At 50.4% G+C, this 23,751-nt stretch carries 22 protein-coding genes; 9 read left to right on the plus strand and 13 right to left on the minus strand.

The window, feature by feature from the left end; genetic code table 11:
* Window positions 1-161 precede the first annotated feature (161 nt).
* The 6 genes from EA58_RS17485 to gmhB form a co-directional block, all read right to left on the minus strand.
* Window positions 162-1,010 (minus strand): ABC transporter ATP-binding protein, encoded by an 849-nt coding sequence (locus EA58_RS17485; RefSeq protein ID WP_081819732.1) that lies wholly within the window; start codon window positions 1,008-1,010, stop codon window positions 162-164.
* Window positions 1,011-1,049: 39 nt separating this feature from the next.
* The gene (locus EA58_RS17490; protein ID WP_152548101.1) at window positions 1,050-1,916 is read right to left on the minus strand and encodes an ABC transporter ATP-binding protein; all 867 of its coding nucleotides are present in this window, start codon (window positions 1,914-1,916) and stop codon (window positions 1,050-1,052) included.
* Between the two features lie 21 nt (window positions 1,917-1,937).
* The gene (locus EA58_RS17495) at window positions 1,938-3,770 is read right to left on the minus strand and encodes an extracellular solute-binding protein (RefSeq protein ID WP_036755852.1); all 1,833 of its coding nucleotides are present in this window, start codon (window positions 3,768-3,770) and stop codon (window positions 1,938-1,940) included.
* 28 nt (window positions 3,771-3,798) lie between these two features.
* The gene (locus EA58_RS17500) at window positions 3,799-4,842 is read right to left on the minus strand and encodes an ABC transporter permease (RefSeq protein ID WP_036755853.1); all 1,044 of its coding nucleotides are present in this window, start codon (window positions 4,840-4,842) and stop codon (window positions 3,799-3,801) included.
* 2 nt (window positions 4,843-4,844) lie between these two features.
* A complete protein-coding gene (locus EA58_RS17505; RefSeq protein ID WP_036755856.1) occupies window positions 4,845-5,870 on the minus strand; it encodes an ABC transporter permease subunit in 1,026 nt (341 codons plus the stop codon).
* A 502-nt stretch (window positions 5,871-6,372) separates the two neighbouring features.
* The gene (gene gmhB / locus EA58_RS17510; RefSeq protein ID WP_036755858.1) at window positions 6,373-6,930 is read right to left on the minus strand and encodes a D-glycero-beta-D-manno-heptose 1,7-bisphosphate 7-phosphatase; all 558 of its coding nucleotides are present in this window, start codon (window positions 6,928-6,930) and stop codon (window positions 6,373-6,375) included.
* A 351-nt stretch (window positions 6,931-7,281) separates the two neighbouring features.
* Here gmhB and metN point away from each other — a divergent pair, with 351 nt between their 5' ends.
* The 3 genes from metN to EA58_RS17525 all read left to right on the plus strand — a co-directional run bounded on the left by metN (window position 7,282) and on the right by EA58_RS17525 (window position 9,929).
* A complete protein-coding gene (gene metN / locus EA58_RS17515; RefSeq protein ID WP_036755859.1) occupies window positions 7,282-8,316 on the plus strand; it encodes a methionine ABC transporter ATP-binding protein MetN in 1,035 nt (344 codons plus the stop codon).
* A complete protein-coding gene (locus tag EA58_RS17520; protein ID WP_036755861.1) occupies window positions 8,306-8,992 on the plus strand; it encodes a methionine ABC transporter permease in 687 nt (228 codons plus the stop codon). Before metN ends, EA58_RS17520 begins: the two co-directional genes overlap by 11 nt.
* Window positions 8,993-9,113: 121 nt before the next feature.
* Window positions 9,114-9,929 carry a MetQ/NlpA family lipoprotein gene (locus EA58_RS17525; protein WP_036755863.1) on the plus strand — a complete coding sequence of 272 codons (816 nt, stop codon included), beginning with the start codon at window positions 9,114-9,116 and terminating at the stop codon, window positions 9,927-9,929.
* Between the two features lie 65 nt (window positions 9,930-9,994).
* On the opposite strand, the gene ykgO is transcribed toward EA58_RS17525, so the two are convergent.
* Both ykgO and EA58_RS17535 read right to left on the minus strand, forming a co-directional pair.
* Complete coding sequence (ykgO, locus tag EA58_RS17530) at window positions 9,995-10,138, minus strand: type B 50S ribosomal protein L36 (RefSeq protein ID WP_036755872.1); 144 nt, start codon at window positions 10,136-10,138, stop codon at window positions 9,995-9,997.
* Between the two features lie 9 nt (window positions 10,139-10,147).
* A complete protein-coding gene (locus EA58_RS17535) occupies window positions 10,148-10,399 on the minus strand; it encodes a type B 50S ribosomal protein L31 (RefSeq protein WP_036755875.1) in 252 nt (83 codons plus the stop codon).
* Window positions 10,400-10,533: 134 nt separating this feature from the next.
* On the opposite strand from EA58_RS17535, the gene tsaA reads away from it, so the two are divergent.
* The 6 genes from tsaA (at window position 10,534) to EA58_RS17565 (ending at window position 15,791) form a co-directional block, all read left to right on the plus strand.
* A complete protein-coding gene (tsaA, locus tag EA58_RS17540; RefSeq protein ID WP_036756031.1) occupies window positions 10,534-11,238 on the plus strand; it encodes a tRNA (N6-threonylcarbamoyladenosine(37)-N6)-methyltransferase TrmO in 705 nt (234 codons plus the stop codon).
* 141 nt (window positions 11,239-11,379) lie between these two features.
* The gene (locus EA58_RS17545) at window positions 11,380-13,095 is read left to right on the plus strand and encodes a proline--tRNA ligase (RefSeq protein WP_036755878.1); all 1,716 of its coding nucleotides are present in this window, start codon (window positions 11,380-11,382) and stop codon (window positions 13,093-13,095) included.
* A gap of 157 nt (window positions 13,096-13,252) precedes the next feature.
* Window positions 13,253-14,377: a patatin-like phospholipase family protein gene (locus tag EA58_RS17550; RefSeq protein ID WP_036755883.1), complete on the plus strand. Its 1,125-nt coding sequence runs from the start codon at window positions 13,253-13,255 to the stop codon at window positions 14,375-14,377.
* A gap of 93 nt (window positions 14,378-14,470) precedes the next feature.
* Window positions 14,471-15,325, plus strand: coding sequence for a GGDEF domain-containing protein (locus EA58_RS17555; protein ID WP_036755885.1), 855 nt, complete (start codon window positions 14,471-14,473; stop codon window positions 15,323-15,325).
* 71 nt (window positions 15,326-15,396) lie between these two features.
* Window positions 15,397-15,603: a YaeP family protein gene (locus EA58_RS17560; protein WP_036755887.1), complete on the plus strand. Its 207-nt coding sequence runs from the start codon at window positions 15,397-15,399 to the stop codon at window positions 15,601-15,603.
* A complete protein-coding gene (locus EA58_RS17565) occupies window positions 15,603-15,791 on the plus strand; it encodes a DUF4250 domain-containing protein (protein WP_036755890.1) in 189 nt (62 codons plus the stop codon). The genes EA58_RS17560 and EA58_RS17565 overlap by 1 nt, the downstream gene beginning before the upstream one ends.
* 77 nt (window positions 15,792-15,868) lie before the next feature.
* Here the strand turns inward: EA58_RS17565 and EA58_RS17570 are convergent, their stop codons facing one another.
* The 5 genes from EA58_RS17570 to dnaE form a co-directional block, all read right to left on the minus strand.
* Window positions 15,869-17,218, minus strand: a complete 1,350-nt coding sequence (locus EA58_RS17570) for a sodium-dependent transporter (protein ID WP_036755892.1) — start codon at window positions 17,216-17,218, stop codon at window positions 15,869-15,871.
* Between the two features lie 165 nt (window positions 17,219-17,383).
* On the minus strand, window positions 17,384-17,695 hold the full coding sequence (locus EA58_RS17575; RefSeq protein ID WP_036755894.1) for a c-type cytochrome: 312 nt from the start codon (window positions 17,693-17,695) through the stop codon (window positions 17,384-17,386).
* 69 nt (window positions 17,696-17,764) lie between these two features.
* The gene (gene tilS / locus EA58_RS17580) at window positions 17,765-19,093 is read right to left on the minus strand and encodes a tRNA lysidine(34) synthetase TilS (RefSeq protein ID WP_036755896.1); all 1,329 of its coding nucleotides are present in this window, start codon (window positions 19,091-19,093) and stop codon (window positions 17,765-17,767) included.
* A gap of 153 nt (window positions 19,094-19,246) precedes the next feature.
* On the minus strand, window positions 19,247-20,206 hold the full coding sequence (gene accA, locus EA58_RS17585) for an acetyl-CoA carboxylase carboxyl transferase subunit alpha (protein WP_036755898.1): 960 nt from the start codon (window positions 20,204-20,206) through the stop codon (window positions 19,247-19,249).
* Between the two features lie 57 nt (window positions 20,207-20,263).
* Window positions 20,264-23,743 carry a DNA polymerase III subunit alpha gene (gene dnaE / locus EA58_RS17590; RefSeq protein WP_036755900.1) on the minus strand — a complete coding sequence of 1,160 codons (3,480 nt, stop codon included), beginning with the start codon at window positions 23,741-23,743 and terminating at the stop codon, window positions 20,264-20,266.
* Window positions 23,744-23,751: the final 8 nt, after the last annotated feature.

A 23,751-nucleotide genomic window follows, 5' to 3' on the forward strand; every position in this document is an offset into this window, starting at 1 on the left:
GTCAAATTGTTAAAGAACTTGTTATCTCGCTGAACCGTTTGGTTTATCGTGACAACGGAGGCGCATTATAGAGAGCTTGCCTGAGAGCGCAATAGTTTTTTTTGATTTTTATTTTGATAGCGCATTTTTTAGCCATGGCGAGCTAACTTCTCCCAGAACGCTTATTTTGAGACCGAATTTGAAGGTGTTTTCGAGGCCGCCGAGATGATTTCACATCGTTGTCTCGGATGCGTAATCGGAATCGCGGATAATAATGTTTGGGTATATTGCGCTTGAGGCGATAAATAGATCTGTTCTGCTGTGCCAATTTCGACAATCTTTCCGTAATACATTACCGCGACCCGATCGGAAACGTGTTTCACCACAGATAAATCGTGCGAGATAAAAATCACGGAAAGCGCCATTTCCTGTTGCAAGGACAGTAACAGGTTGAGGATTTGTGCCTGAACTGAAACATCCAAAGCAGAAACGGGTTCATCACAAATAAGCAGCTTGGGTTTTAATGCGATGGCCCGAGCAATTCCAATTCGCTGCCGCTGCCCCCCAGAAAACTCATGCGGATACCGATTCACGGCAGCAGCAGGCAGATCCACTTTCTCCAGCAATTCCAGCACCCACTTTTTACGCTCAGCCGCATGACCAATCTTATGAATGATGAATGGCTCTTCAAGGATCATACCAACGGTGTGTCGCTGATTCAGGGATTCGAGCGGATCCTGAAACACAATTTGCATATCTTTGCGGAGCGGCCGCATCTGGCGCGGGGAAAAGCCTGTAATATCTTGTCCTTCAAAAATGATGCTGCCGTCTGTAGGCTCAAACAGCTTAAGAATACTGCGACCTAACGTACTCTTGCCGCAGCCTGACTCCCCCACCAGCCCAAGCGTTTCTCCTCTGACTAATGAAAAAGACACACCATCAACGGCCTTTATTGAGTACCCTTTCTTGAAGATGCCCTTACCTGAGACAAAATGTTGTTTCAGATTGTCGATTCGTAGAATTTCATCCATTGAACTACACCTGATGTTGACAACGATTGCGACCGACCGTTATTTCCTGAACTCAGGAAACAAGGTCGGATCGATGGGCTCAAACGGGATCATCTGCTTGCCGGGCCTGTCTAAATCAGGCATGAGCCCCAGCAGCCGTTTGGTATAAGGGTGCTGAGGATAATCAAACAGCTCAAAAACGTCGGCGGTTTCCAGCACTTTGCCTCCATACATCACAGCGACATCGTCACAAATCTCCGCCACAACACCTAAGTCATGGGTAATGAAGATCATCGCCATCCCCGTTTCTTCCTGTAGTGCTTTCATGAGCCTCAGAATTTCGGCCTGAATGGTGACATCCAGCGCCGTGGTTGGCTCATCACAAATCAGAATATCCGGCTTACAGGCCAAAGCCATTGCTATCATCACGCGTTGCCGCATCCCCCCGGACAGATGATGCGGATACTCATCAAGCCGCTTTTCTGCCATCGGGATGCGAACCTTTTTCAACATTTCCAACGAGTAAAGGCTTCGCTGCTTTTTGTTGAGTTCCGGGCGATGCAGTTCCAGAACTTCATTGAGTTGTTTGCCAATGGTGTAGACCGGGTTCAGTGCGGTCATCGGATCCTGAAAAATCATTGAGATGCGATCGCCCCGCATCGCATACATTTCTTTGGCTGAAAGCTGGAGTAAATCTTTCTCCCGGTAAAGTACCTTCCCTCGAGTCACTCGCCCATAGGGCTGCGGAAGCAGCCCCATGATCGACATCGCTGTCACACTCTTGCCTGAACCAGACTCCCCCACCAAACCAAGAGTGCGGCCCTTTTTCACGTCAAACGAGACACCGTGCAGCACTTGCACAATACCATCATCGGTACTGAACTCAGTCTCCAGATCCTGAACACGCAGGATCACCTCTTGATTCACCATGCAACACTCCAGCTCAATTCAAAGCTTATATGCCTCTTCAACAATGGTCACCGGCTCAAAATACCGCCCCGACTTCATGGCCGCTTTGGTTTCTTTCTTCAAGGATTCATCAATCCAATAAGTACCAAAATCGCGGGATGTACCAGATGGAAACAAAAACTCTGTCGATTTCGTCATCGCTGGTTTTGGAATCTGCAACCAACGCCAGTACGCCTCCCGGGCATAAGGACGCATGTACCCTGGAACAATCACGCTGGCATCCGCAATCAAAGACTGGATCTGCCTGGCGTATGCTTTTTTCTTCGCCAGGTCAAACTCGGAGCGATACGCCATGATCAGCCGATCAAGCTCTGGCGTACTGTAGTTTGTGAAATTATTATTCTGCGGTTTGTTGGCATTGCCCGAATAGAAGTATTCCCAATACTGGGGGATTTCACTGGTACTCATACTATGGAAAGACAATTCATGCTTCTTCTCCAGGATATATTTAAAAGCAGATGAACCGTCAATCAAATTCAGGGTGAACTCCAGACCCGCCAACTTTGCCTGTTCTTTCAGGTAAGCTATCTGAGGGGTGAGATAGCCATAGCTATAGGTGATAGCAAAAGACAACCGTTGCCCCTTCTCATTCACCCGAATCCCATCCGGGCCGACCTGACGAAATCCCGCTTTTTCAAAATGCTGAATTGCACGCTCGGGACTGAACGGCGGGGCCTGAATGCCGGCATTGGTGTAATCACCATGCCCAACCCCCATCGGATTGGGCTTACGAATCACATCTCCCCGCAGCACTTTATTTATCAGGCCATCAAAATCGCTCGCCAACGCAATCCCTTGACGAATATCGAGTTTATCCAGGAGTGGTTTGGCTGTATTGATCCAGATTCCCCCTGCGCCCATCGGGATCTGGTTGTATCCCCAGAACTTGTGAATATAACCATACTCATAATTCGGAGTTTCGGTTTTTTCTCGCCAGAGTTCCGGCGTATCCAGCCAGAAAGAGTCCAGGTTTCCTTTCTCGAAATGTTGGCGAGCGATGTCTTTGTCGCGAATCACTTTAATCCGGATTTTTGCCACATTGTAGCGATGCTGGTAATAAGGGTTGCTATACCCCCACCAGTCCTGACCAACGTGCTTAAAAGAGATGGATTTTCCTTTTTTTACCTCATCAACATAATAAGGTCCGGCAGATGGCTCCGGTTTGAAATTGTAATAACGAACAAAATTGTCCTGAATGCCGTCGTTATTTTTGTCGGATTTAGGCCGATAAAAATGCGCTGGGATGGGCCTCAGGTTGGCATAAAGCATCAGTTCTTCAGCATTCCGTTTCTCAGCAGACACCACGGCAAACGTCAGATCATCATATTTAATCACGTCCTGAATCTGCTGGGTGTAAAAGGTATTGTACCAAGGGGCAACAATGTCTTTAGAGCGCATAAAGGTCAGGACAAAGGTAAAGTCATCGGCAGTAATCGGTTTCCCGTCAGACCATTTCGCCCGAGGGTTGATCCGAAAATACACAGTCTTGTCATCATTTCCGTAAGCCCATTCAGACGCAATATCCGGAATCCAGGCTTGGGTGTTTGGATGACGAGACACCGCTGCCGGGCGACTGTCTAACAGCCATGACCGAAATCGTCCGTTAGAATCCGGACCGACAGTTCGGAAAGTTTGCGGAAAACTTTCAATATAGGTATGAAACGTACCGCCAAACTTGGCCTGCGGAGAAGCAAAACGCGGTTCATGCAGGTTCGATTGCCATTTCAGTCCCGCAGGTAACTCGGCAGCCGCCAGTTGTGGGCTGCCAAGGGCCATGACCAGAAATACAGGTATGCTCAGCGTCTTTTTCATCATACGTCCTTGTTGTATGGCTACTCTGTTAACTATAACGGGTAAATTTCTTAGGGTCGAAAGCAGCACGGACACTTTCGCCAATGAAAGTGACCATCACCAGTACGGCCACAATGGCCGTGACAACCGTCGTCACGATCCAGGGCGCATCTAAATTCGATTTCCCCTGTTGCAATAAATCTCCCCAGCTTGGGGTTGGCGGCATCAGTCCCAGACCAAGATAGTCCAGTGCTGTCAGCGCCGTAATATTGGCCGCGATGGTAAAAGGCGCCAGCGTCACAATCATCACCATCACATTCGGCAATATATGTGCATAAAGGATACGCCAGTTTGATGCCCCTATCGCTCTGGCAGCCATCACGTAATCTCTGGCGACTTCCTTGTAAGTCATGGTGCGCATGTACCAGGTCATTCCCATCCAGCTAAACAGCACATTGATGGCGACAAATAAGGTAAAAGACGGCTGAGTAATCGAGACCAAAATCATAATGACGTACAAAAACGGCACCATGGACCAAACTTCAATAAACCGCTGCACCAGCAAATCAAACTTTCCACCCCAAAATCCCATTGCACAACCAACCATAGTGCCGATGGCATAAGAAATCGCCATCGTCAGCAAGGCAAATCCCATCGCAATGCGAAAGCCATATACCAGCCGGGCCAGAATATCCCGCCCGATAATATCTGTGCCTAAATAATGATGAGATTCAGCATCTGGTGCTGTCGGAGGGAAATCACCACTGAAATCCTGTTCCAGCGGGTTCCAGGGCACCAGTGGCATCATGACGTAGTCGCCTTGCCCCGCCTCAGTAAATCGTTGTTTTAGTTCACGATACCTCGCTTCACTCTGATAATCTTCGCCAAAGGCTGTCCCAGGCAGCACATCACTCAACACAGGAAAAAAGTAGTCGCCCTGATATTTCACAACCAAGGCTTTACTGTTAATCAGAAACTCAGCAAATAATGACAACACCAGTAAAGTAATGAGAATCACCAAAGACCAGTATCCACGCCGGATTGCTTTAAACCGTTTGATTTTTTTCTGGGTTAATGGACTCAGTTGCAGCATATTCAGGCTCCGAATCTCACACGAGGATCCACCAGAGCAACACAAATATCGGAAATAATATTGCCCAGCATTAATAAAACGGCATTGATCGCCACAATCCCCATCACAACCGGATAATCCCGCTCCATAATCGATTCATACCCTAATAAGCCAACCCCATCGATATTAAAAATCACCTCAATGAGAAACGATCCCGTCATAAAAAACAGCAGGGAGTTCCCAAAATGACTCGCGATGGGGATCAGGCTATTTCTCAAGGCATGGCGGCGGACCGCCTGAGAAAAAGGGAGCCCTTTTGCGATGGCGGTCCGGATATAATCCGCCGACAGCGTTTCCATCATATTATTTTTCATGGTCATCGTGAGGGTGGCAAAATCGCCAATCAGGTAACAAATTAATGGCAAACACGCATGCCAGAAAATATCTTTCACTTGCCGCCAGAGACTTTCATAGTCTTCAAAATCATCACTGACAAAGCCCCCCATCGGGAACCATTCCAGCTGATAACTAAAAAATGTGATCAGCAAGACACCAATCACATACCCCGGAAGCGCATAACCAACAAAAATCAGAATCGAAGAAGCCGAGTCAAAATGACTGCCGTGTTTCAAGGCTTTGTAGTAGCCCAAAGGAATTGAGATAAAATAACTGAGAAAGAAAGTGACGCCACCATAAAACAAAGAAACGGGCAGGCGCTCCATAATCATGTCCCACACCGGTTCGTAGTAACGGGTTGATAAACCGAAATCCAGCTGCACCAATTTCGTCAACCACTCGCTGTAAGCTTCAAAAACGGGCTTATCCAACCCATAAAAGGCATTCAGTTCTGCCAGTTGCTCTTCAGAAAGCGCGTTACTCTCCCCAGCCATGGACGGCGAGGCAGACATGCCCTGCTGCGCCTGAATATTTGCCAGCATCCGCTCAACAGGCCCGCCCGGCACAAACCGGGTCAGGACAAAGATCAGCACAGTGATCCCAATAAACGTGGGGACCACTAACACCAATCGACGCAAAAAATACGACAACATCCGCGATCGAGACTCCCTGTCATGAACACAATTCCTTTCAATCGCAGTATAGCACTTGCCCAAACTTGCCATCCGTCAGCCAAGACATCCTGTCGTCACGGAAACAAAGCGATCAAATGGGTATGAATCACATTCTTATTTTCAATAACTCAACTCTTTCGTTGCTGAGTATGCTTCACCGTCTTATTTCATAAACAAAACAAAAATAAAAAGAGAAGAGAAATAAATGCGGAACAACAAACATCATCCTGAAATAAGATTCAATATTTCGAGGTGAATTGCGAGATGAAAAAAATTGATAAATAAAGCGTATGACTGGCTGGATGCAATATCAGACCAGAGATGAAGCTCATTCCAAAAAATAAAGAACGCTTTGCGTTGAATATCTCTGGTCTGCTGGCGAAACCTATAACTTGCCTGCTGGTGAAGCCTATAAAAAGCAGGCCACTGGCCTGCTTAAGCAAAAAAAGTATGACGCATTTGATGATTGAAAGCGGCCAACCTATTTTACAGCGGCCAACCATTTTGGCACATCAGCAACACTATCCAGCACCACCGTCGCCAAAGCTTCACCGGCCTCTGTCACTGGTTTACCCGTGCGAACCAGAATCTTCGTGCCGACTTCTGCTGCCTCAGCCGCTTTCATATCATCGGTTTTATCACCAATCATGATTGAACGCGCCATATCGATCTTCAGAAAATCGCGGGCAGAAATAAACATACCCGGTTTAGGTTTACGGCATTTGCAGTCCTGAAGATATTCACCCTGCCCCTCAGTCGGATGATGCGGGCAATAATAAATCCCATCAAACTCCACGCCATTATCGACAAAATTCCAGTCCATCCACTCGGTCAGGCTCAGGAACTCATCTTCCGTGTACATCCCTTTGGCAATACCGGCCTGATTTGTCACCAGTACCAGAAGATATCCCATCTCCTTGAGCTGCTTACAGGCGTCAAACACACCTTCAATATATTCAAAATCATCCACGGTATGGACATAACCATGATCAACGTTAATCACGCCATCACGGTCGATAAACACAGCAGGCTTAGCCAAGCGATCACCTAAATCTCGAAATCAAAATTGACTAAATTATGGCATGGCTGTCTGGTGGATTCACCTCTTTAATCCGCTTCAGGGCACAAAGCCGTGCTCACAACAGATTTCAGCACAATCTCTGAAAACCACCATTTAGACGTCTAGACGTAAAAATACCTATTGACTTAGCCATCTAGACACCCTAGCATCAGGCAACAGATGACACGGAAAAATTCCGCAAACACAAACAAATAACAAGGTCATGCGCCCACTCAGCATACAAAATCATTAAAACAGGCGAAACAATGACCGCGACACTATGCTGGATACACATTTTCCGGCAAGTTCAAAGTAGTAGCAGGACACAGAATGATAGAAATCAACAGGGTCAATAAAGTTTTCAAGGTCGGGGATAAAGACATCCACGCCCTGCGCGATATCAACCTCAGCATCGAGGAAGGCAGCATTTTTGGCGTGATCGGTGCGTCCGGCGCTGGTAAAAGTACCCTGATCCGATGCGTCAATCTGCTGGAAAAACCAACTTCCGGACATGTGATTGTTGACGGCGTCGATCTGACACAGCTATCCAGTCAGGAGCTGACCCTGGCCCGCCGTAAAATCGGCATGATTTTCCAGCATTTCAACTTGCTGTCTTCCCGGACTGTATTTGACAACGTGGCACTGCCTCTCGAACTGGCCGGCACAGAAAAAAATGAGATCAAACGAAAAGTCACCGAACTGCTGCAACTGGTCGGTCTGGCCGATAAGCACCTTGCTTTCCCATCGAACCTGAGTGGCGGCCAGAAACAACGTGTCGCCATTGCTCGCGCGCTGGCTTCAGATCCAAAAGTTCTGCTGTGCGATGAAGCGACCAGCGCCCTGGATCCGGCAACTACTCAGTCAATTCTGGCGTTACTCAAAGAAATCAACAGCAAGCTGAACCTGACAATTCTGCTGATCACCCATGAAATGGATGTGGTGAAAAGTATTTGCTCCGAAGTCGCCATCATCGGTCATGGCGAGCTGGTCGAAAAAGGCCCGGTCGGCGATATTTTCGCTCACCCCAAAACGGAACTGGCACGTGAATTCATTCGCGCAACCCTGGATCTTTCTATTCCGGAAGATTATCAGGCACGGCTGGAAGCCACCCGCACAGACAGCAACTATCCGCTGATTCGTCTTGAATTTACCGGAGCCTCTGTCGATGCCCCGCTGCTCAGCCAGGTCTCACGTCAGTTTGGCATTGATGCCAATATTCTGAGCGCTGATATGGACTACGCCGGCGGCGTCAAATTTGGCCTGATGCTGGCAGAGTTTTTCGGAACAGAAGAAGCGACCCAACAAGCCATCGCTTTCCTTCGCGAACACAAAGTTAATGTAGAGGTGCTGGGTTATGTTGCTTGATTCAATCGCCACCTGGTGGCAAACCAACGAACGTCTGATTGGTCTTTTAACAGAAGCACTGGGTGAAACCCTGATGATGGTCTTTGCTTCTGGTGTCATTGGCTTCGCCATTGGTATTCCATTAGGCGTTGCCCTTCATCTGACCAAACCCAAAGGCCTGATAGCCAATCCGGGTCTGAACAAAACCTTGGGCACTGTCGTCAATATTGGCCGCTCAATCCCGTTTATTATTCTGCTGGTTGCTATTATTCCATTTACCCGCTTTGTGGTCGGCAGCTCAATCGGTACCGCTGCGGCAATCGTCCCCCTGACCGTCGGCGCGATTCCTTTTATTGCCCGTCTGGTTGAAGGCGCGTTGCTGGAAGTTCCGAACGGTCTGGTTGAAGCCGCACAGGCCATGGGAGCAACCCCAACTCAGATCATCCGTAAGGTACTGCTGCCGGAAGCACTGCCAGGCATTATCAATGCGGCCACCATTACTCTGGTCACACTGGTCAGTTATTCCGCGATGGCAGGAACCGTTGGTGGTGGCGGTCTGGGCGATGTCGGTATCCGTTACGGTTATCAGCGCTTTGACGGCACAGTAATGATGATTACCGTGGTCATGCTGGTGATTCTGGTTCAGCTGATTCAGTCAGCCGGCGATCACCTGGTTCGCCATGTCGACCACAGATAAGTTAACGGGAACAAGACAAAAAACTCACATTCGCCGGACATCATATTCAGGCGATACCGATAAGTTAGTGAAATACAACGACAACAAAGTACAGGGATACCCTGAACATAGGAGATGTACAATGGCACTAAATATAAAACACTTCTTCGCAGTGGCAGGACTTGCTTCAGCGCTGGCTCTGACCGGTTGTGGTGAAAAAGAAGCCGCAGTTGACAACAGTAAAATCAAAGTTGGTGTCATGGCAGGTTCTGAAGCTCAGGTTGCAGAAGTCGCCGCGAAAGAAGCCAAAGACAAGTATGGTCTGGATGTTGAACTGATCACCTTCACTGACTATGTTTCACCAAACGCAGCACTGGAAGAAGGTTCCATTGATGTGAATGCATTCCAGCATAAGCCTTATCTGGATCAGCAAGTCAAAGACCGCGGCTACAAGTTCGCCATTGCCGGAAACACTTTTGTTTACCCAATCGCGGCTTACTCAAGCAAAATCGCCTCCATTGATGAACTGCAAGACGGCGACCAAATCGCAGTGCCAAACGATCCAACCAACCTGGGGCGCTCTCTGCTGCTGCTGCAACAACAAGGTCTGCTCAAGCTAAAAGAAGGTGTGGGTCTGACAGCAACCGTGCTGGATATCGTTGAAAATCCGAAGAACCTGCAAATTGTGGAGCTGGAAGCCCCTCAACTGCCACGTTCACTGGATGATGTGAAACTGGCCATTATCAACAACACCTATGCCAGCACCATTGATCTGACGCCAGAACATGACGGCATCTTCGTGGAAGATAAAGAATCACCTTATGTGAACCTGATTGTCGCGCGTGAAGACAACGTGAATGCTGAAAACGTGAAAACGTTCGTGAAAGCTTACCAGTCTGATGCAGTGAACGATGCTGCGATGACAATCTTTAAAGGTGGCGTGGTGAAAGGCTGGTAATCCGCCAGACACTGTACACCCGTCAAACATCTGAAAGCCCCTTAACGGGGCTTTCTTTTTGTCGCTTACTTTTTCTTTTTCACTTTCCCCTGCACCGCTTTCAGACGCGGATTCGATTTACAGATCACATAGATCCGGCCACGGCGCTTCACCACCTGACAATCACGATGACGCTGCTTCGCACTTTTCAATGAACTTAAAACCTGCATGAAAGTTCCTTATTTGCTAAATGCCGCAAAACGGCGCTTAAAGTTTGCCATCCGACCTTCGGATTGAATGATCCGCTGCTTCCCGGTGTAAAACGGATGCGATTCAGAAGAGATATCCAGTAAAAAATACGGATATTCTTTTCCATCTTCCCACATGATCGTCTTGTCTGTTTTCAGTGTTGAGCCAACAACGAAATATTTGTCCACGCTGGTGTCGTGAAACACCACTTTTCGGTATTCAGGATGAATGCCTGCCTTCATAACGCCCCCATCATTAATTGTTATAATATAACATAACACTTGATGGTCATTATCAACAAGTGATTTTTCTTCGGGCCTTGCCGCTGGCTCTTGTGATATGGTCTGCGAAAACTTTTTCTCAACCCAAAAACACCATGACAGAGACATTTCAGCTCAAGCCCGTTGGCATCATTCATTCGCCCTACAAAGAAAAATTCGCTGTTCCGCGTCAACCCGGTCTGGTCCCCAGTGCCAGGGCGACACTGGCCCTCTGCGGTGATGCCAATAGCCCTGAATCTGTCCGGGGCATAGAACAGTTCAGTCACCTGTGGTTATTGTTTCTGTTTGATCAGAATCTCTCTGCCGGATGGCGCCCGACGGTCAGACCTCCACGTCTTGGCGGCAATGAGCGGATCGGGGTATTTGCCAGCCGAGCGACCTTCCGCCCGAATGGAATTGGGATGTCCGCCATTCAGCTCTTGGAGGTTCGTCAGGTCAATGGACAGGTCTTTCTGGATCTGGCCGGTGTTGACCTGGTCGATGGCACGCCTGTCATTGATATCAAACCTTATATTCCCTACTCAGACAGTCTGCCCGAAGCCCACGGCGGTTTTGCCGCAGAAACGCCCGCCCTGTTGCCGGTGGAATTCACCCCACAGGCACTGGCAAAACTCAACGGAAAAGATGCAACCTATCATCGGGCTGTGATTGAAGAAGTGCTAGCCCAGGACCCTCGCCCGGCCTACAAAAAAGGCAAAAACGACGACAAACTTTATGGCGTGCTGCTGTTCGACTACAACGTCCAGTTCCGCTATGGAGACAACAAAGTCCGGGTCGAAGATTTGGCATCACCTGAATAATCACACCATACTTACCCTATTTTCCGATGATTCACGTCATCGGAAAACCAATCAGCATCGGGTTCCCTTTGGCGAAAGGCCGATACGCTGCTAATATACGTCTTTCCAAATCAACCTCATAATTACCAACGGATACCATCAATGCGTACCAGTAAATATCTTCTTTCTACCTTGAAGGAGACTCCAAACGACGCAGAAGTGATCAGCCACCAGCTGATGCTACGTGCAGGTATGATCCGTAAGCTGGCCTCAGGTTTGTACACCTGGCTGCCTACTGGTCTGCGCGTCCTGCGTAAGGTCGAAACTATTGTTCGTGAAGAAATGAACAAAGCCGGTTCAGTCGAAACGCTGATGCCTGTGGTTCAGCCGTCTGAACTGTGGCAGGAAACAGGCCGTTGGGACAAATTTGGTCCTGAGCTGCTGCGCATCGCTGACCGTCACGACCGACCGTTTGTACTGGGTCCGACCCATGAAGAAGTCATCACCGACATGGTGCGCAACGAGGTCAAATCTTACAAACAGCTGCCGCTGAGCCTGTATCAGATTCAGACCAAATTCCGTGATGAAGTTCGTCCACGCTTTGGTGTGATGCGTTCCCGTGAATTCATCATGAAAGATGCTTACTCTTTCCACCTGGACAAAGAAAGCCTGCAGGAAACCTACCAGGACATGTACCAGGCATACAGCAATGTCTTCAGCCGTATGGGCCTGGACTTCCGCGCAGTTCTGGCAGACACAGGTTCCATCGGGGGAAGCGGTTCACACGAATTCCACGTGCTGGCGGAAAGCGGTGAAGACCTGATTGCTTTCTCAACCGAATCAGAATACGCAGCCAACATCGAAAAAGCCGAAGCGCTGGCACCAGCCGTCGAGCGTGCCGCACCAACGGAAGACATGAAGCTGGTTGATACGCCAAATGCAAAAACCATCGCTGAGCTGGTTGAGCAATTCGGTCTGCCGATTGAGAAAACCGTAAAAACTCTGTTCGTGAAAGCTTCTGAAGAATCTGAAGCTGAACTGATCGCCCTGATCGTCCGTGGCGACCACGAACTGAACGAAGTCAAAGCCGAGAATCTGGATTGTGTTGCCAAGCCGCTGGAATTCGCAAGCGAAGAAGAAATCCGTGCGATTGTAAACGCTGGCCCTGGCTCTCTGGGTCCTGTCGGCCTGAGCATCCCGTTCATCGTTGACCGCAGCGTTGCCGTCATGAGCGACTTCGGTGCCGGCGCGAACGTTGATGACAAACACTACTTTGGAATCAACTGGGGCCGTGACGTTGAGCTGGGTCGTGTTGAAGATCTGCGTAACGTTAATGAAGGCGACCCAAGCCCATGTGGTAAAGGCACCATCATGCTTAAACGTGGTATCGAAGTCGGCCACATCTTCCAGCTCGGCACCAACTACTCTGCTTCTATGGGCGCGACCGTTCTGGATGCCAACGGCAAGCAAGCCGTCATGGAAATGGGTTGTTACGGCATCGGCTGTACCCGTGTCGTCGCGGCTGCCATTGAGCAGAATAACGATGAAAACGGCATTATCTGGCCGGACGCCATTGCACCATTCCAGGTTGCCATCGTTCCGATGAACATGCACAAGTCTGAAGAAGTTCAGCAGGCTGCAGAAAAGCTGTATGCAGACCTGACGGCTGCTGGCATCGAAGTGCTGTTTGATGACCGTAAAGAGCGTCCGGGTGTCATGTTCGCCGATATGGAGCTGATCGGTGTGCCACACACTGTGGTGATTGGCGACCGCAGCCTGAAAAATGGCGAAGTGGAATACAAAGACCGCCGTACCGGTAACAAAGAGCCGGTTGCCGCGGACAGCATTGCTGATTTCATCAAGCAAAAGCTGGCATAACAGCCAGAACAATTGACCAAAGCCTCCTTCGGGAGGCTTTTTCGTATCTGTGCCACAGAAATTCAGTCTAAGATAGGCATAAACTGAGTCTTATCATCGAACTAGACGCCCCCAAAGTCTGCGATATTTGTTTTTACCATTGGAGTGAAAGTGCCGTATGGGCAAGGAAAAGCCAAAAATCAGTCTCCTGCTCTCTGGCGGCGGTGCCCGAGCTGCCTATCAGGTGGGTGTACTGAAAGCGATTTCCGAGTGGTATCCACGAAACCACCACAGCCCGTTTGACATCTATTGCGGTACATCTGCAGGGGCGATCAACGCAACCGCCATTGCCTGCTATGCTTCCTGTTTCCGCCTGGGAGTGAAAAAACTCGAATGGATTTGGGCAAGACTCCACAGTCGTCGCGTATTCCGATCCAGTACTTTCGGAATCACACAGCACTTATTACACCAGCTGCTTGCCCGACTGCAGGCACCTTATCATCCCAGACCACCCTTTGGCCTGCTGGATAACCGACCATTGCGACAACTGCTGAATCAGGCAAACAATTATGCTCGCCTGGAGCATCAGATCCTGGCGGGAAATCTGCATGGAATATCCGTCACAACATCAAGTTACAAAAGCGGGAAAACGATTAGCTTTTTTCAGGGTCAACAAAGTATTGAACCCTGGACGCATTCAACCTCGAAAGGACGCCGGTCGCTGATCAACACAGAACACCTACTGGCCTCTTCCGCGATCCCCTTTGTATTTCCGGCCAGCCGGATTGGTCAGGCGTATTATGGGGATGGTTCGATTCATCAACTGACACCGCTGCGCCCGTCCATGAAAATGGGCGCGGACAAAATACTGATCATTGATTTGATCAATCAGCGGCTCAAACCCAGAGATCCGACACAGGCACCCGGTTTGGGGATGCTGACCGGCCACCTGATGGACACAATATTCAGTGACACCATGGCTGCTGAGCTGGAGCATTTGGAATATACCAATAACCTGCTCCACAAACTGCCTGAAGCGGAACGTGAAACGATGGCCACCAAAGCAGTCGAAACCCTGCATTTGTTTCCCAGCCAGTCTTTTGAGCCGCTGGCTCAGGCGTTCTACCATCATATGCCACTGGCCACCCGGAGCCTGATGCGACTCTTAGGGATTAGTCCCAAAGATGATTCCGCGCTGACCAGTTACATCCTTTTCGAGCCGAATTATATTCATGCTCTGATTCATTTAGGGTATGTTGATGCGCAAGAACGTGAAGGTGAGCTACGATCGTTTTTAGAATAAAAACAATGAGAGATTTTCATTTTGTTCCATTTTCTATTGATCTGGTTCCAAAATCTCCTATATTAAAACCCTTACTATTCAATAACATTAATCATGGATCCGATTCTCTGGCAAAAATCGCTGGCTGATTCTTCACCAACCCGAGCAAAACCGCTGGGTGCTGATCAGCGCTTGCTGATCCTGCAAAAATTGCAGGGGAAACCAGAATTGACGTTATTGCTGGAAGTCTTTGCCATGGAGGTGGAAAAGCAAATTGACGTCAATCGGATGCTTTGGCGTCAGGACGCCACCACCACCCTCGTTCGCCATGGCCCGTCAACCGACAACCGACAGTGCTTTGTCCTTCGGTACGCAGATCAACCGCTAGGCGAACTCCAGTACGATACCCCTTATGCGTTGGATCAGGATGAAGTCAATCTGCTCCACACCTACCACAGACTGCTGGCTGGCCCGCTGTTCAGTGCGATGGAATATCGTCGGGTGAAAGAAATGGCGATGCGGGATCACCTGTCCGGCCTGCGAAACCGCAGTTGTCTGGATCAGGATATCCTCCACGCCATTGCCATGAGTGAACGCCGTCAGGTCGGCCTCGTCTTGCTCCTGTTTGATTTGGACAATTTCAAGCAGGTCAACGATAAATACGGTCATTTAGATGGTGATAACGTCATCCGACGTTTTGCTTCCATTTTGAAACAATCCGTCCGCACCTCCGATCGCTGTTACCGGATGGGGGGGGATGAATTTGTCCTGCTACTGCAACCCGCTTCGGAGCAGTCGGCGCAGAAAGTCATTCAGCGGGTAATGACCCGGATGACACGAGACCACACACTGCGCAGTCTCGATATCGGCACCTCCATCGGCACAAGCCAATATCGCCGTGGTGACTCTCCCATCAGCCTGCTGGAACGTGCAGACAAACAGCTTTATCAACACAAACGTTCCAAATAGCCTCTCGACCTCCCAAACCGTTCACGGTAAGCTCAAAACTCCTATTCTTTTGTTGTCTATCAGGAGAGCCCATGAAAGTCGCCGACTGTTGCGAACTTGTCCGTCAAAGTTACAGCCAAATCGGTAGCGGAGATCAAGGTTATATTCCCGCTGCGATTGCCTGTGCAGTGCGTGCTTTAAATGACATCGCCGCCAACCCGGAACTGCCAACCACAGTACGAGAGCAAGCAGCTTTTGCTGCGGCCAACTTGCTGATCAGTGATCACGAGGACAACTGATGGATCTCAAAAAGTTTGAAACCATGGATCCCGTGATGCTGATGAGCATCGTGAATATGAAGATTCGTGATGAATTCGGGGATTTAGAAGCTTTAGTACGCTTTTACGAAATCGACCAGGCTGTACTGATCGCCAAACTGGCAGCGGCCGGTTTCGATTATCTGCCGGAAGCCAAGCAATTCCGCTGAACCTGATCGTTCAAACCAAAAACGGAAAGCACACTGGCTTTCCGTTTTTTAAAATCATCTGCTGCGCTCATGCCCGCTTAGCTGAAGGAAGAAACCAGCACCGTTGCAACCAACACCGGACAGACAAACTTCACATAGAGCGGCCAAACCTTCCAGAACAGAGATTGCTCCAACTCTGGGTTTCCTTCACTCAGCTCTTTCAGTTTACTGTGCCGAGACCATACCCAACCGCCAAACAAGGTGAACAGCAGTGCCGCAACCGGCTGGAAATACTGCGTTGCAATGGTCGCGACCAGTCCAAACAGCGCACCAAAGTTAAAAATAATCACGGCACTGAAGACAGCAATTACCCCACCCAACACCCAGCTGGTCGATTTACGACTGGTATCGAAGCGCTCACTCACCAGCGCAACCGGACATTCCAGCATAGAGATTGATGAAGTCAGAGCCGCAATCGTCATCAGCACGAAAAACACCAATGCAATGAGCTGACCGGCAAAGCCCAGACTATCGAACAGCATCGGCAGTACAGTAAAGACCAGGGTATCTGAGCTGAGTAGTGAGCCGTCATCCGCATAGATAGCAACCCCTTTCTGCATCGCGACAAACATCGCAGGCAGAACCACCAGACCGGCGATAAAGGCCACCGCAGTATCAACCAGGGTCACACTCAGCGCCATTTTAGGCAGGTTCTCTTTCTTGCTCAGATAAGAGCCGTATATCAGCATTGAACAGCCACCAATCGTCAGAGAGAAGAAACCCTGTCCCATCGCAGCCAGCAACAGCTTAGGTTCCAGTACCTTACTGAAATCCGGAATCAGATAATGCTTCAAACCATCTATTGCGCCATCTTGCGTCATGATATAGGCAAACAACAGCAAGAAAAGAACAAAGAGCGCAGGCATCAGCCGGGTCGACCACTTCTCGATCCCCTCTTTCACCCCGCTCTGTACGATCAGAATGGTCAGCAGATAAAAGATTGCCGCACCGAACAGGTTACGAGAAACCGAAAAGCCTTTTAACCAAGCCGTCAGATCCGTCAGGCCCAGAATGTCTGTGACTGCTGCCATCAGGAACGTCACTAACCAGCCAGCCACAATGCTGTAAAAAGCCAGCACCAGACAAGGCACCATCAAACCAATCCAACCCACCAAGGCACCGGTGCGTTTCGCGACCGGATTGTCACTCAGGCGACGCATACTATCGACCGGGTTGGCCTGTCCATGACGACCAATGGCCATTTCCACGATCAGCATCGGGAAGGCGACCACCAGGATCATCAGCAAATAAACCAGCAGGAAAGCACCACCACCATTGCTGGCGGCCTGGGTCGGGAACCCCCAGATATTCCCTAATCCAACCGCAGCCCCTGCCGCAGCCAGAATAAAGCCCATCCGTGAGCCAAAATGTTCTCGTGTTCCTGCCATGATTCACAACCTCAATGTATCAGTGGACTAGTACAATATATTTAATTAAGGTCATTATCAATGACAGTCTAACCGACTGGACAAATATTAATCATCCAGAGAGATATTCATTCGAAATCCGCTCAGATAAAAAAATATCCGCCCTGAGGCGGATATCCATCCAACTTATTTCATTTGGGAGAAATATGCTGCGACATTCTCCATATCTGTGTCGCTCAGCATCGCGGCCTGTGGCTGCATCACTAAGGCATTCCCACCAGTACGTTCTTTGCTCTTATACGATTTCAGAGCGTTAACAATATACTGCGCATTCTGCCCTTTCAGGTTCGGATAGCCGGGAATCACCGCGATCCCATTCGCGCCATGACAAGCCGCGCAAATTGCAGCTTTGGATTTTCCGGCCTGGGCATCACCCGCTGCCAGTGCTGGCAGGGAAAATAGCGTCGCGATCAGTGTCAGCGTCAGTGTTTTTTTCATAGGATCCTCATTTTTCTAGTTTTATCGACATTGAAACACTGACGACTATCTACATTCCTGCCTCTGATGTCAGTGTAGGGGATCACACTTCCAGACCAACCGACACGCATCGCCTTCAAAGCCTTTCACCACAAACAAACCCGCGACAGCAGCCAGCTGCTCACCGTAGAACAACAATGGCGTCTGTCGGCGTCGCCAGCTTGGCACGCCATATTCCTGAAACAGTTTCTTCAATTTACGGCTGCCGGCCCGGCCGACGGGATGCGCGCTCAAACCGCTGGGATCAAAGCCAACCCAGATCGGTTCATCCGGCTTGGGGGCTCGCAGGGCTTCCACCCATGGTTGTCCGAACGTCGGACACTCTGACAGTGTCAGGCTTCCCAATGCCGACGGTAACTGACAAGGCTGATTCAGCAACATCTCTGCCCGCCACTGGCTGATGTCCGGCATCGGCTCAATCGCATAGAGCTGCTGCTGATATCGGCGAATCTCATAGCCGTTCAGCGATACACAAGGATTTGCATCTTCACGGGACAGACAGACACTATGCCAGACCTGCTCCAGTTGCGCTTTCGATGGCAGAGGCAGCCCTTGTTGCTGTAACCAGAGACGAATCAGTGCCCGGCCCTGAACTTCGTCCTGAAGCCCGGCCAGATTCAGACTGCCGTCAGACAAACGGTGCTGACTGAGCTTATCCGCCAGCAGCCCTTCCAATAGCATCTGCTGCTCTCCGCACAGCGCCGCACTGCGCGTCGCAGAATGACGGAGCCCCGGCCAGCGTGAAGTCAGCAAAGGGAGAATATCCTGTCGCAGGAAATTCCGATCAAAGCGTGTATCAGAATTACTTTCATCCTCAACCCAGCACAAGTTGTGCGCCCGCGCATATTCCTCCAGCACAGCCCGGCTGAACTCCAGCAATGGCCGCAGATGAGCGCCTCCGGCAAACACTTTACGCACCGGCATCGCAGCGAGTCCGGCAGGTCCGCTGCCACGCTTCAGCGCCAGCAACAGGGTTTCCAGTTGATCGTCTGCATGCTGAGCCGTCAGTAAATTCGCCCCATCCGTCACGTATTTCGCCAGCGCCTGATAACGGGCATCTCTGGCCGCCTGCTCAAGACTGATCCGGCTGCCCGTACGCACCGTCACTTTCTCAGCAAAAAAAGGAACAGCATCCTGCTTTGCCCAAACTTCACATTGCATCATCCAACGGTCAGCATTTGGGCTGAGACCATGATGAACATGCACCGCTGTCACCGGATAATCCGGATAGTCACGGACAAAACGGCTCAGTAGATGCAGGAGCACCCGGGAGTCGAGACCACCGCTGAACGCCAGCACAAGCGGTGCAGGCTCTGGGCATAAGCGTCGTAGTGTGTCGGCAAATTGGTTCAACAGCATGGGGGTTCCGTAAACTGTACTGGAGAGGGTCAACGCCCTTATCTTATCGCAGGGCAACCCGAGATGTTAACCCGAGTCATCGACCGTGAAGCCAGAAAACAAAACGGGTCGCACAAGGCGACCCGTTTTTCCGATATTCTGTTCGATGAATAATCAGCAGTAGCCGTAGCTCAGCAGACGCTGATAACGACGCTCCAGCAGACTTTCTTCGTCCATCGCTTCCAGCTCGTCCAGCGTTTTCAGCAACTGCTGTTTGATGTTGGCAGCCATAGTCGTAACATCACGGTGTGCGCCACCCAGAGGTTCACCAATAATGTTATCAATCAGACCCAGTTCTTTCAGACGGTCTGCTGTCATCCCCATCGCTTCCGCAGCCTGAGGGGCTTTATCTGAGTCACGCCACAGAATTGATGCACAGCCTTCTGGCGAAATAACCGAATAGGTCGAGTACTGCAGCATGTTGACACAGTCACCCACACCAATAGCCAGCGCGCCGCCGGAACCCCCTTCACCGACCACATTACAAATCACTGGCACGGTCAGACCCGCCATGACTTTCAGGTTCATCGCAATCGCTTCAGACTGACCACGTTCTTCCGCACCAACACCCGGATAGGCACCCGCAGTATCAATGAAAGTGATGATTGGCATACGGAAACGCTCAGCCATACGCATCAGGCGCAGGGCTTTACGGTAACCTTCCGGTTTTGGCATCCCAAAGTTACGCAGTACTTTTTCACGGGTTTCGCGGCCTTTCTGATGGCCAATCACCATCACCGGGCGACCATCCAGACGGGCAATACCACCCACCAGCGCTTTATCGTCAGCAAAAGCACGGTCACCCGCCAGCGGATCAAACTCCGTAAAAATATGTTCGACATAATCCAGCGTGTACGGACGCTGTGGATGGCGTGCCAATTGGGCAACTTGCCACGCACCCAAATCACCAAAAATTTTCTTGGTCAGTTCCAGGCTTTTTTGTTCAAGCTGGGAAATTTCTTTGTCCAGATCGACCGAAGCTGACTTGTCGCGATGCGACACGTCACGCAATGCTTCAATTTTTGCTTCTAATTCGGCAATCGGTTGTTCAAAATCCAGGAAGTTCAGGCTCATACGACTTGTAATCCTTTGTCCATGTTAAGCGACCTGCCAACACAGGTGCCGGACGCATTAATTAAACTCAAATTCGACTTGCTGCTCGCCCAATAGCACTTTGAGATCAGTGATGAGCTCATCATTCGGCGTAATCCGCCACTCCGTGCCCAGGGTAAGTTTAGCGCGCGCATTCGAACGCTGATAATAAATATTCACCGGAACAGTACCTGCCCGGTGTGGTTCCAGCGCTTTGCTGAAACGCTCAAAAAATGTGTGATCAATTTGCCTTTCTGTCAGCGAGATGGCAAGACCTCGCAGATGCTTTTCTCGAGCTTCTGAGATATCAAGGACTTCACGTGCGGACATTTTAAGGCCGCCATTAAAATCATCAAAGCTGACCTGTCCGGAAACGACCAGAATACGGTCTTTTTCAATCAAATCGAGATATCGATCCAAAGCCTCGGAGAACAGCATGACCTCCATCCGGCCCGATCGGTCATCCAGTGTCAGTACGCCAATGCGTGTGCCACGTTTGGTTGTCATCACCCGGGCCGCAATCACCAGCCCGGCGACTGTCACCACTTTATCCCGCCCCGTCGGATGGGCATCTTTCAGCCGCCAGGTCACATAATGCTTCAGTTCACGAACATAGCTGTTAATCGGGTGCCCCGTCAGATACAGTCCCAGCGTATCCCGCTCTCCTTCCAGCCAGATTTTCTCTGGCCATTCAGGAATATTGGCATAGGCTTTTTCAACTTCTTCCGGTGCGGCCGTCAGAACGCCAAACATGTCGGCCTGACCAAAAGCTTCCGCCTGATGGTGCTGACCTGCCGCTTTCAGGGCATCATCCAGCGTGGCCATCATGGCCGCACGGTTCGGCCCCAAACGATCCATCGCACCGGCTTTGATCAACCGCTCCAGTACCCGTTTGTTCACCTTTTTGGTGTCGATTCGGGCACAGAAATCAAACAGATCTTTAAAATGTCCGTCTTTTTCACGCGCTGCAATGATGTTTTCAATCGGGCCTTCACCTACGCCCTTGATGGCACCGATGCCATAAACGATGGCTCCTTCTTCATCCACTGTGAATCGGTACAGCCCTTTATTCACATCCGGAGGCAACATCTTCAGGTTCATACGCTGGCATTCTTCAACCAGTCCAACCACTTTGTCGGTATTGTCCATATCGGCGGTCATCACCGCCGCCATGAACTCTGCCGGAAAGTGCGCTTTCAGCCACAGGGTCTGGTACGAAACCAAGGCATAGGCGGCTGAGTGCGATTTATTGAAGCCATATCCGGCGAATTTTTCCACCAGATCGAAGATCTTCATCGCCAGTTCGCCGTCGACGCCGTTGTTCACCGAGCCTTCTTCAAACGTGGCCCGCTGTTTGGCCATCTCCTCAGGCTTTTTCTTACCCATCGCCCGTCGCAACAGGTCAGCACCACCCAGGCTGTAACCTGCCAGCACCTGCGCAATCTGCATGACCTGTTCCTGATACAGGATGATGCCGTAGGTCGGTTCCAGAATCTCCTTCAGCGATTCATGCTGATAGGTTGCATCCGGGTAAGAGATTTCTTCACGCCCGTGTTTCCGGTCGATGAAGTTATCTACCATGCCCGATTGCAGCGGTCCCGGACGGAACAGAGCCACCAGTGCAATCATGTCCTCGAAACAGTCCGGTTGCAGACGTTTGATCAGATCTTTCATCCCGCGGGATTCGAGCTGGAATACTGCAGTCGATTCCGAGCGCTGCAACATGGCAAAAGACTTCGCATCGTCCATCGGGATCGCTGCGATATTCACCGGCGGTTTGCCCAGCTTTTCCAGACGCGGGTTGATCATCCCCAGCGCCCAGTCAATGATGGTCAGTGTCCGCAGCCCCAGGAAGTCAAACTTCACCAGACCTGCGGTTTCCACGTCGTTCTTATCAAACTGAGTCACCGGATGGTGACCTTCCGAATCACAATACAGTGGTGCAAAGTCGGTAATCGTGGTCGGTGAAATCACCACGCCACCCGCGTGCTTACCGGCGTTTCGGGTTACCCCTTCCAGCACCCGGCACATATCAATCAGTTCTTTGACTTCTTCGTCCGACTCATAGACTTCTCCGAGCTGTGGTTCGGCATCAAAAGCCTTCGCCAGCGTCATACCCGGTTCAGCCGGCACCAGTTTGGAAATCCGGTCGACAAAACCATACGGATGACCCAGCACCCGGCCCACGTCACGAATCACAGCTTTCGCAGCCATGGTTCCGAAGGTAATGATCTGAGAGACCGCATCCCGGCCATACATTTCGGCCACGTGATCAATCACCTGATCCCGCTTGTCCATACAGAAATCGATATCGAAGTCGGGCATGGACACCCGTTCCGGGTTCAGGAATCGTTCGAACAGCAGGTCAAATGCCAGCGGGTCCAGATCGGTGATATCCAGTGCATAGGCCACCAGTGAGCCAGCACCCGACCCCCGTCCCGGCCCCACCGGCACGCCGTTCTCTTTCGACCACTGGATAAATTCCATCACGATCAGGAAGTAACCGGGGAACCCCATCTGGTTGATCACTTCCAGTTCAATGTCCAGACGCTCGTCGTACTCAGGGCGGCGCTGCTGACGGACTTCTTCATCCGGGAACAGAAATTCAAGACGTCGCTCCAAACCTTCCTTGGATTTCAGAACCAGGAAGTCTTCCGTCGTCATATCTCCGGTCGGGAAGTTTGGCAGGAAGTATTCACCGAGACGTACTGTCACATTACAGCGCTTGGCAATCTCAACGGAGTTTTCGAGTGCTTCCGGGATGTCGGCAAAAAGCGCGCACATCTCTTCTTCACTGCGCAGATATTGCTGAGCACTGTAGTTTTTCGGGCGGCGGGGATCGACCAGCGTAAAACCGTCATGGATACAGACCCGGATTTCATGGGCGTCAAACTGCTCCGGACTGATAAAGCGCACATCATTGGTAGCCACCACAGGCAACTCCGCCTCTGCGGCCAGCTCAACTGCAAAATGCAGATAAGCTTCCTCATCCGGACGGCCAGTTCGCACCAGCTCCAGATAATAACAATCGGGAAAATGGGTTTTGTAGAAAGTGACACAGCGTTCAACAGCAGCTTTATTGCCTTTGAGCAACGCCTGACCGAGATCACCGCCCTTCCCACCAGACAACAGGATCAGTCCTTGCTTGTGCTCAATCAGCCAGTCACGGTCAATCACCGGCATATGCTGAACATGACCACGCTGATAAGCCTTCGAAATCAGCAGGGTCAGGTTTTTATACCCATCATTATCAGCAGCAAGAATGGTCAGATCCGTCAGATCATCGCCATTTTCATCGCAACGCACTTTAAAATCAGCACCGATGATCGGCTTGATTCCGGCACCGTGCGCCGCAAAGTAGAACTTCACCAGACCACAAAGGTTCGTGAAATCTGTCAGGGCCATTGCTGGCATCCCCAACTCGGCGACTTTTTTGACCAGTGGCGGGACCTTACTCAGGCCATCGACCATTGAAAAGTCACTGTGGATGCGCAGGTGTATAAAGCGTGGTTCTGCCATGATGATGT

The sequence above is a fragment of the Photobacterium galatheae genome, assembly GCF_000695255.1.
Classification (GTDB): Bacteria; Pseudomonadota; Gammaproteobacteria; order Enterobacterales; family Vibrionaceae; genus Photobacterium; species Photobacterium galatheae.

What these genes read in the sequence shown, in the direction of transcription:
- EA58_RS17485 (WP_081819732.1), bottom strand. Translation starts at nt 1,010, where the DNA reads ATGGATGAAATTCTACGAATCGACAATCTGAAACAACATTTTGTCTCA.
- EA58_RS17565 (WP_036755890.1), top strand. Translation starts at nt 15,603, where the DNA reads ATGGATCTCAAAAAGTTTGAAACCATGGATCCCGTGATGCTGATGAGC.
- EA58_RS17560 (WP_036755887.1), top strand. Translation starts at nt 15,397, where the DNA reads ATGAAAGTCGCCGACTGTTGCGAACTTGTCCGTCAAAGTTACAGCCAA.
- EA58_RS17505 (WP_036755856.1), bottom strand. Translation starts at nt 5,870, where the DNA reads ATGTTGTCGTATTTTTTGCGTCGATTGGTGTTAGTGGTCCCCACGTTT.
- metN (WP_036755859.1), top strand. Translation starts at nt 7,282, where the DNA reads ATGATAGAAATCAACAGGGTCAATAAAGTTTTCAAGGTCGGGGATAAA.
- EA58_RS17555 (WP_036755885.1), top strand. Translation starts at nt 14,471, where the DNA reads ATGGATCCGATTCTCTGGCAAAAATCGCTGGCTGATTCTTCACCAACC.
- dnaE (WP_036755900.1), bottom strand. Translation starts at nt 23,743, where the DNA reads ATGGCAGAACCACGCTTTATACACCTGCGCATCCACAGTGACTTTTCA.
- accA (WP_036755898.1), bottom strand. Translation starts at nt 20,206, where the DNA reads ATGAGCCTGAACTTCCTGGATTTTGAACAACCGATTGCCGAATTAGAA.
- EA58_RS17500 (WP_036755853.1), bottom strand. Translation starts at nt 4,842, where the DNA reads ATGCTGCAACTGAGTCCATTAACCCAGAAAAAAATCAAACGGTTTAAA.
- ykgO (WP_036755872.1), bottom strand. Translation starts at nt 10,138, where the DNA reads ATGCAGGTTTTAAGTTCATTGAAAAGTGCGAAGCAGCGTCATCGTGAT.
- EA58_RS17575 (WP_036755894.1), bottom strand. Translation starts at nt 17,695, where the DNA reads ATGAAAAAAACACTGACGCTGACACTGATCGCGACGCTATTTTCCCTG.
- EA58_RS17520 (WP_036755861.1), top strand. Translation starts at nt 8,306, where the DNA reads ATGTTGCTTGATTCAATCGCCACCTGGTGGCAAACCAACGAACGTCTG.
- EA58_RS17550 (WP_036755883.1), top strand. Translation starts at nt 13,253, where the DNA reads ATGGGCAAGGAAAAGCCAAAAATCAGTCTCCTGCTCTCTGGCGGCGGT.
- tilS (WP_036755896.1), bottom strand. Translation starts at nt 19,093, where the DNA reads ATGCTGTTGAACCAATTTGCCGACACACTACGACGCTTATGCCCAGAG.
- EA58_RS17570 (WP_036755892.1), bottom strand. Translation starts at nt 17,218, where the DNA reads ATGGCAGGAACACGAGAACATTTTGGCTCACGGATGGGCTTTATTCTG.
- EA58_RS17545 (WP_036755878.1), top strand. Translation starts at nt 11,380, where the DNA reads ATGCGTACCAGTAAATATCTTCTTTCTACCTTGAAGGAGACTCCAAAC.
- EA58_RS17535 (WP_036755875.1), bottom strand. Translation starts at nt 10,399, where the DNA reads ATGAAGGCAGGCATTCATCCTGAATACCGAAAAGTGGTGTTTCACGAC.
- tsaA (WP_036756031.1), top strand. Translation starts at nt 10,534, where the DNA reads ATGACAGAGACATTTCAGCTCAAGCCCGTTGGCATCATTCATTCGCCC.
- EA58_RS17495 (WP_036755852.1), bottom strand. Translation starts at nt 3,770, where the DNA reads ATGAAAAAGACGCTGAGCATACCTGTATTTCTGGTCATGGCCCTTGGC.
- EA58_RS17525 (WP_036755863.1), top strand. Translation starts at nt 9,114, where the DNA reads ATGGCACTAAATATAAAACACTTCTTCGCAGTGGCAGGACTTGCTTCA.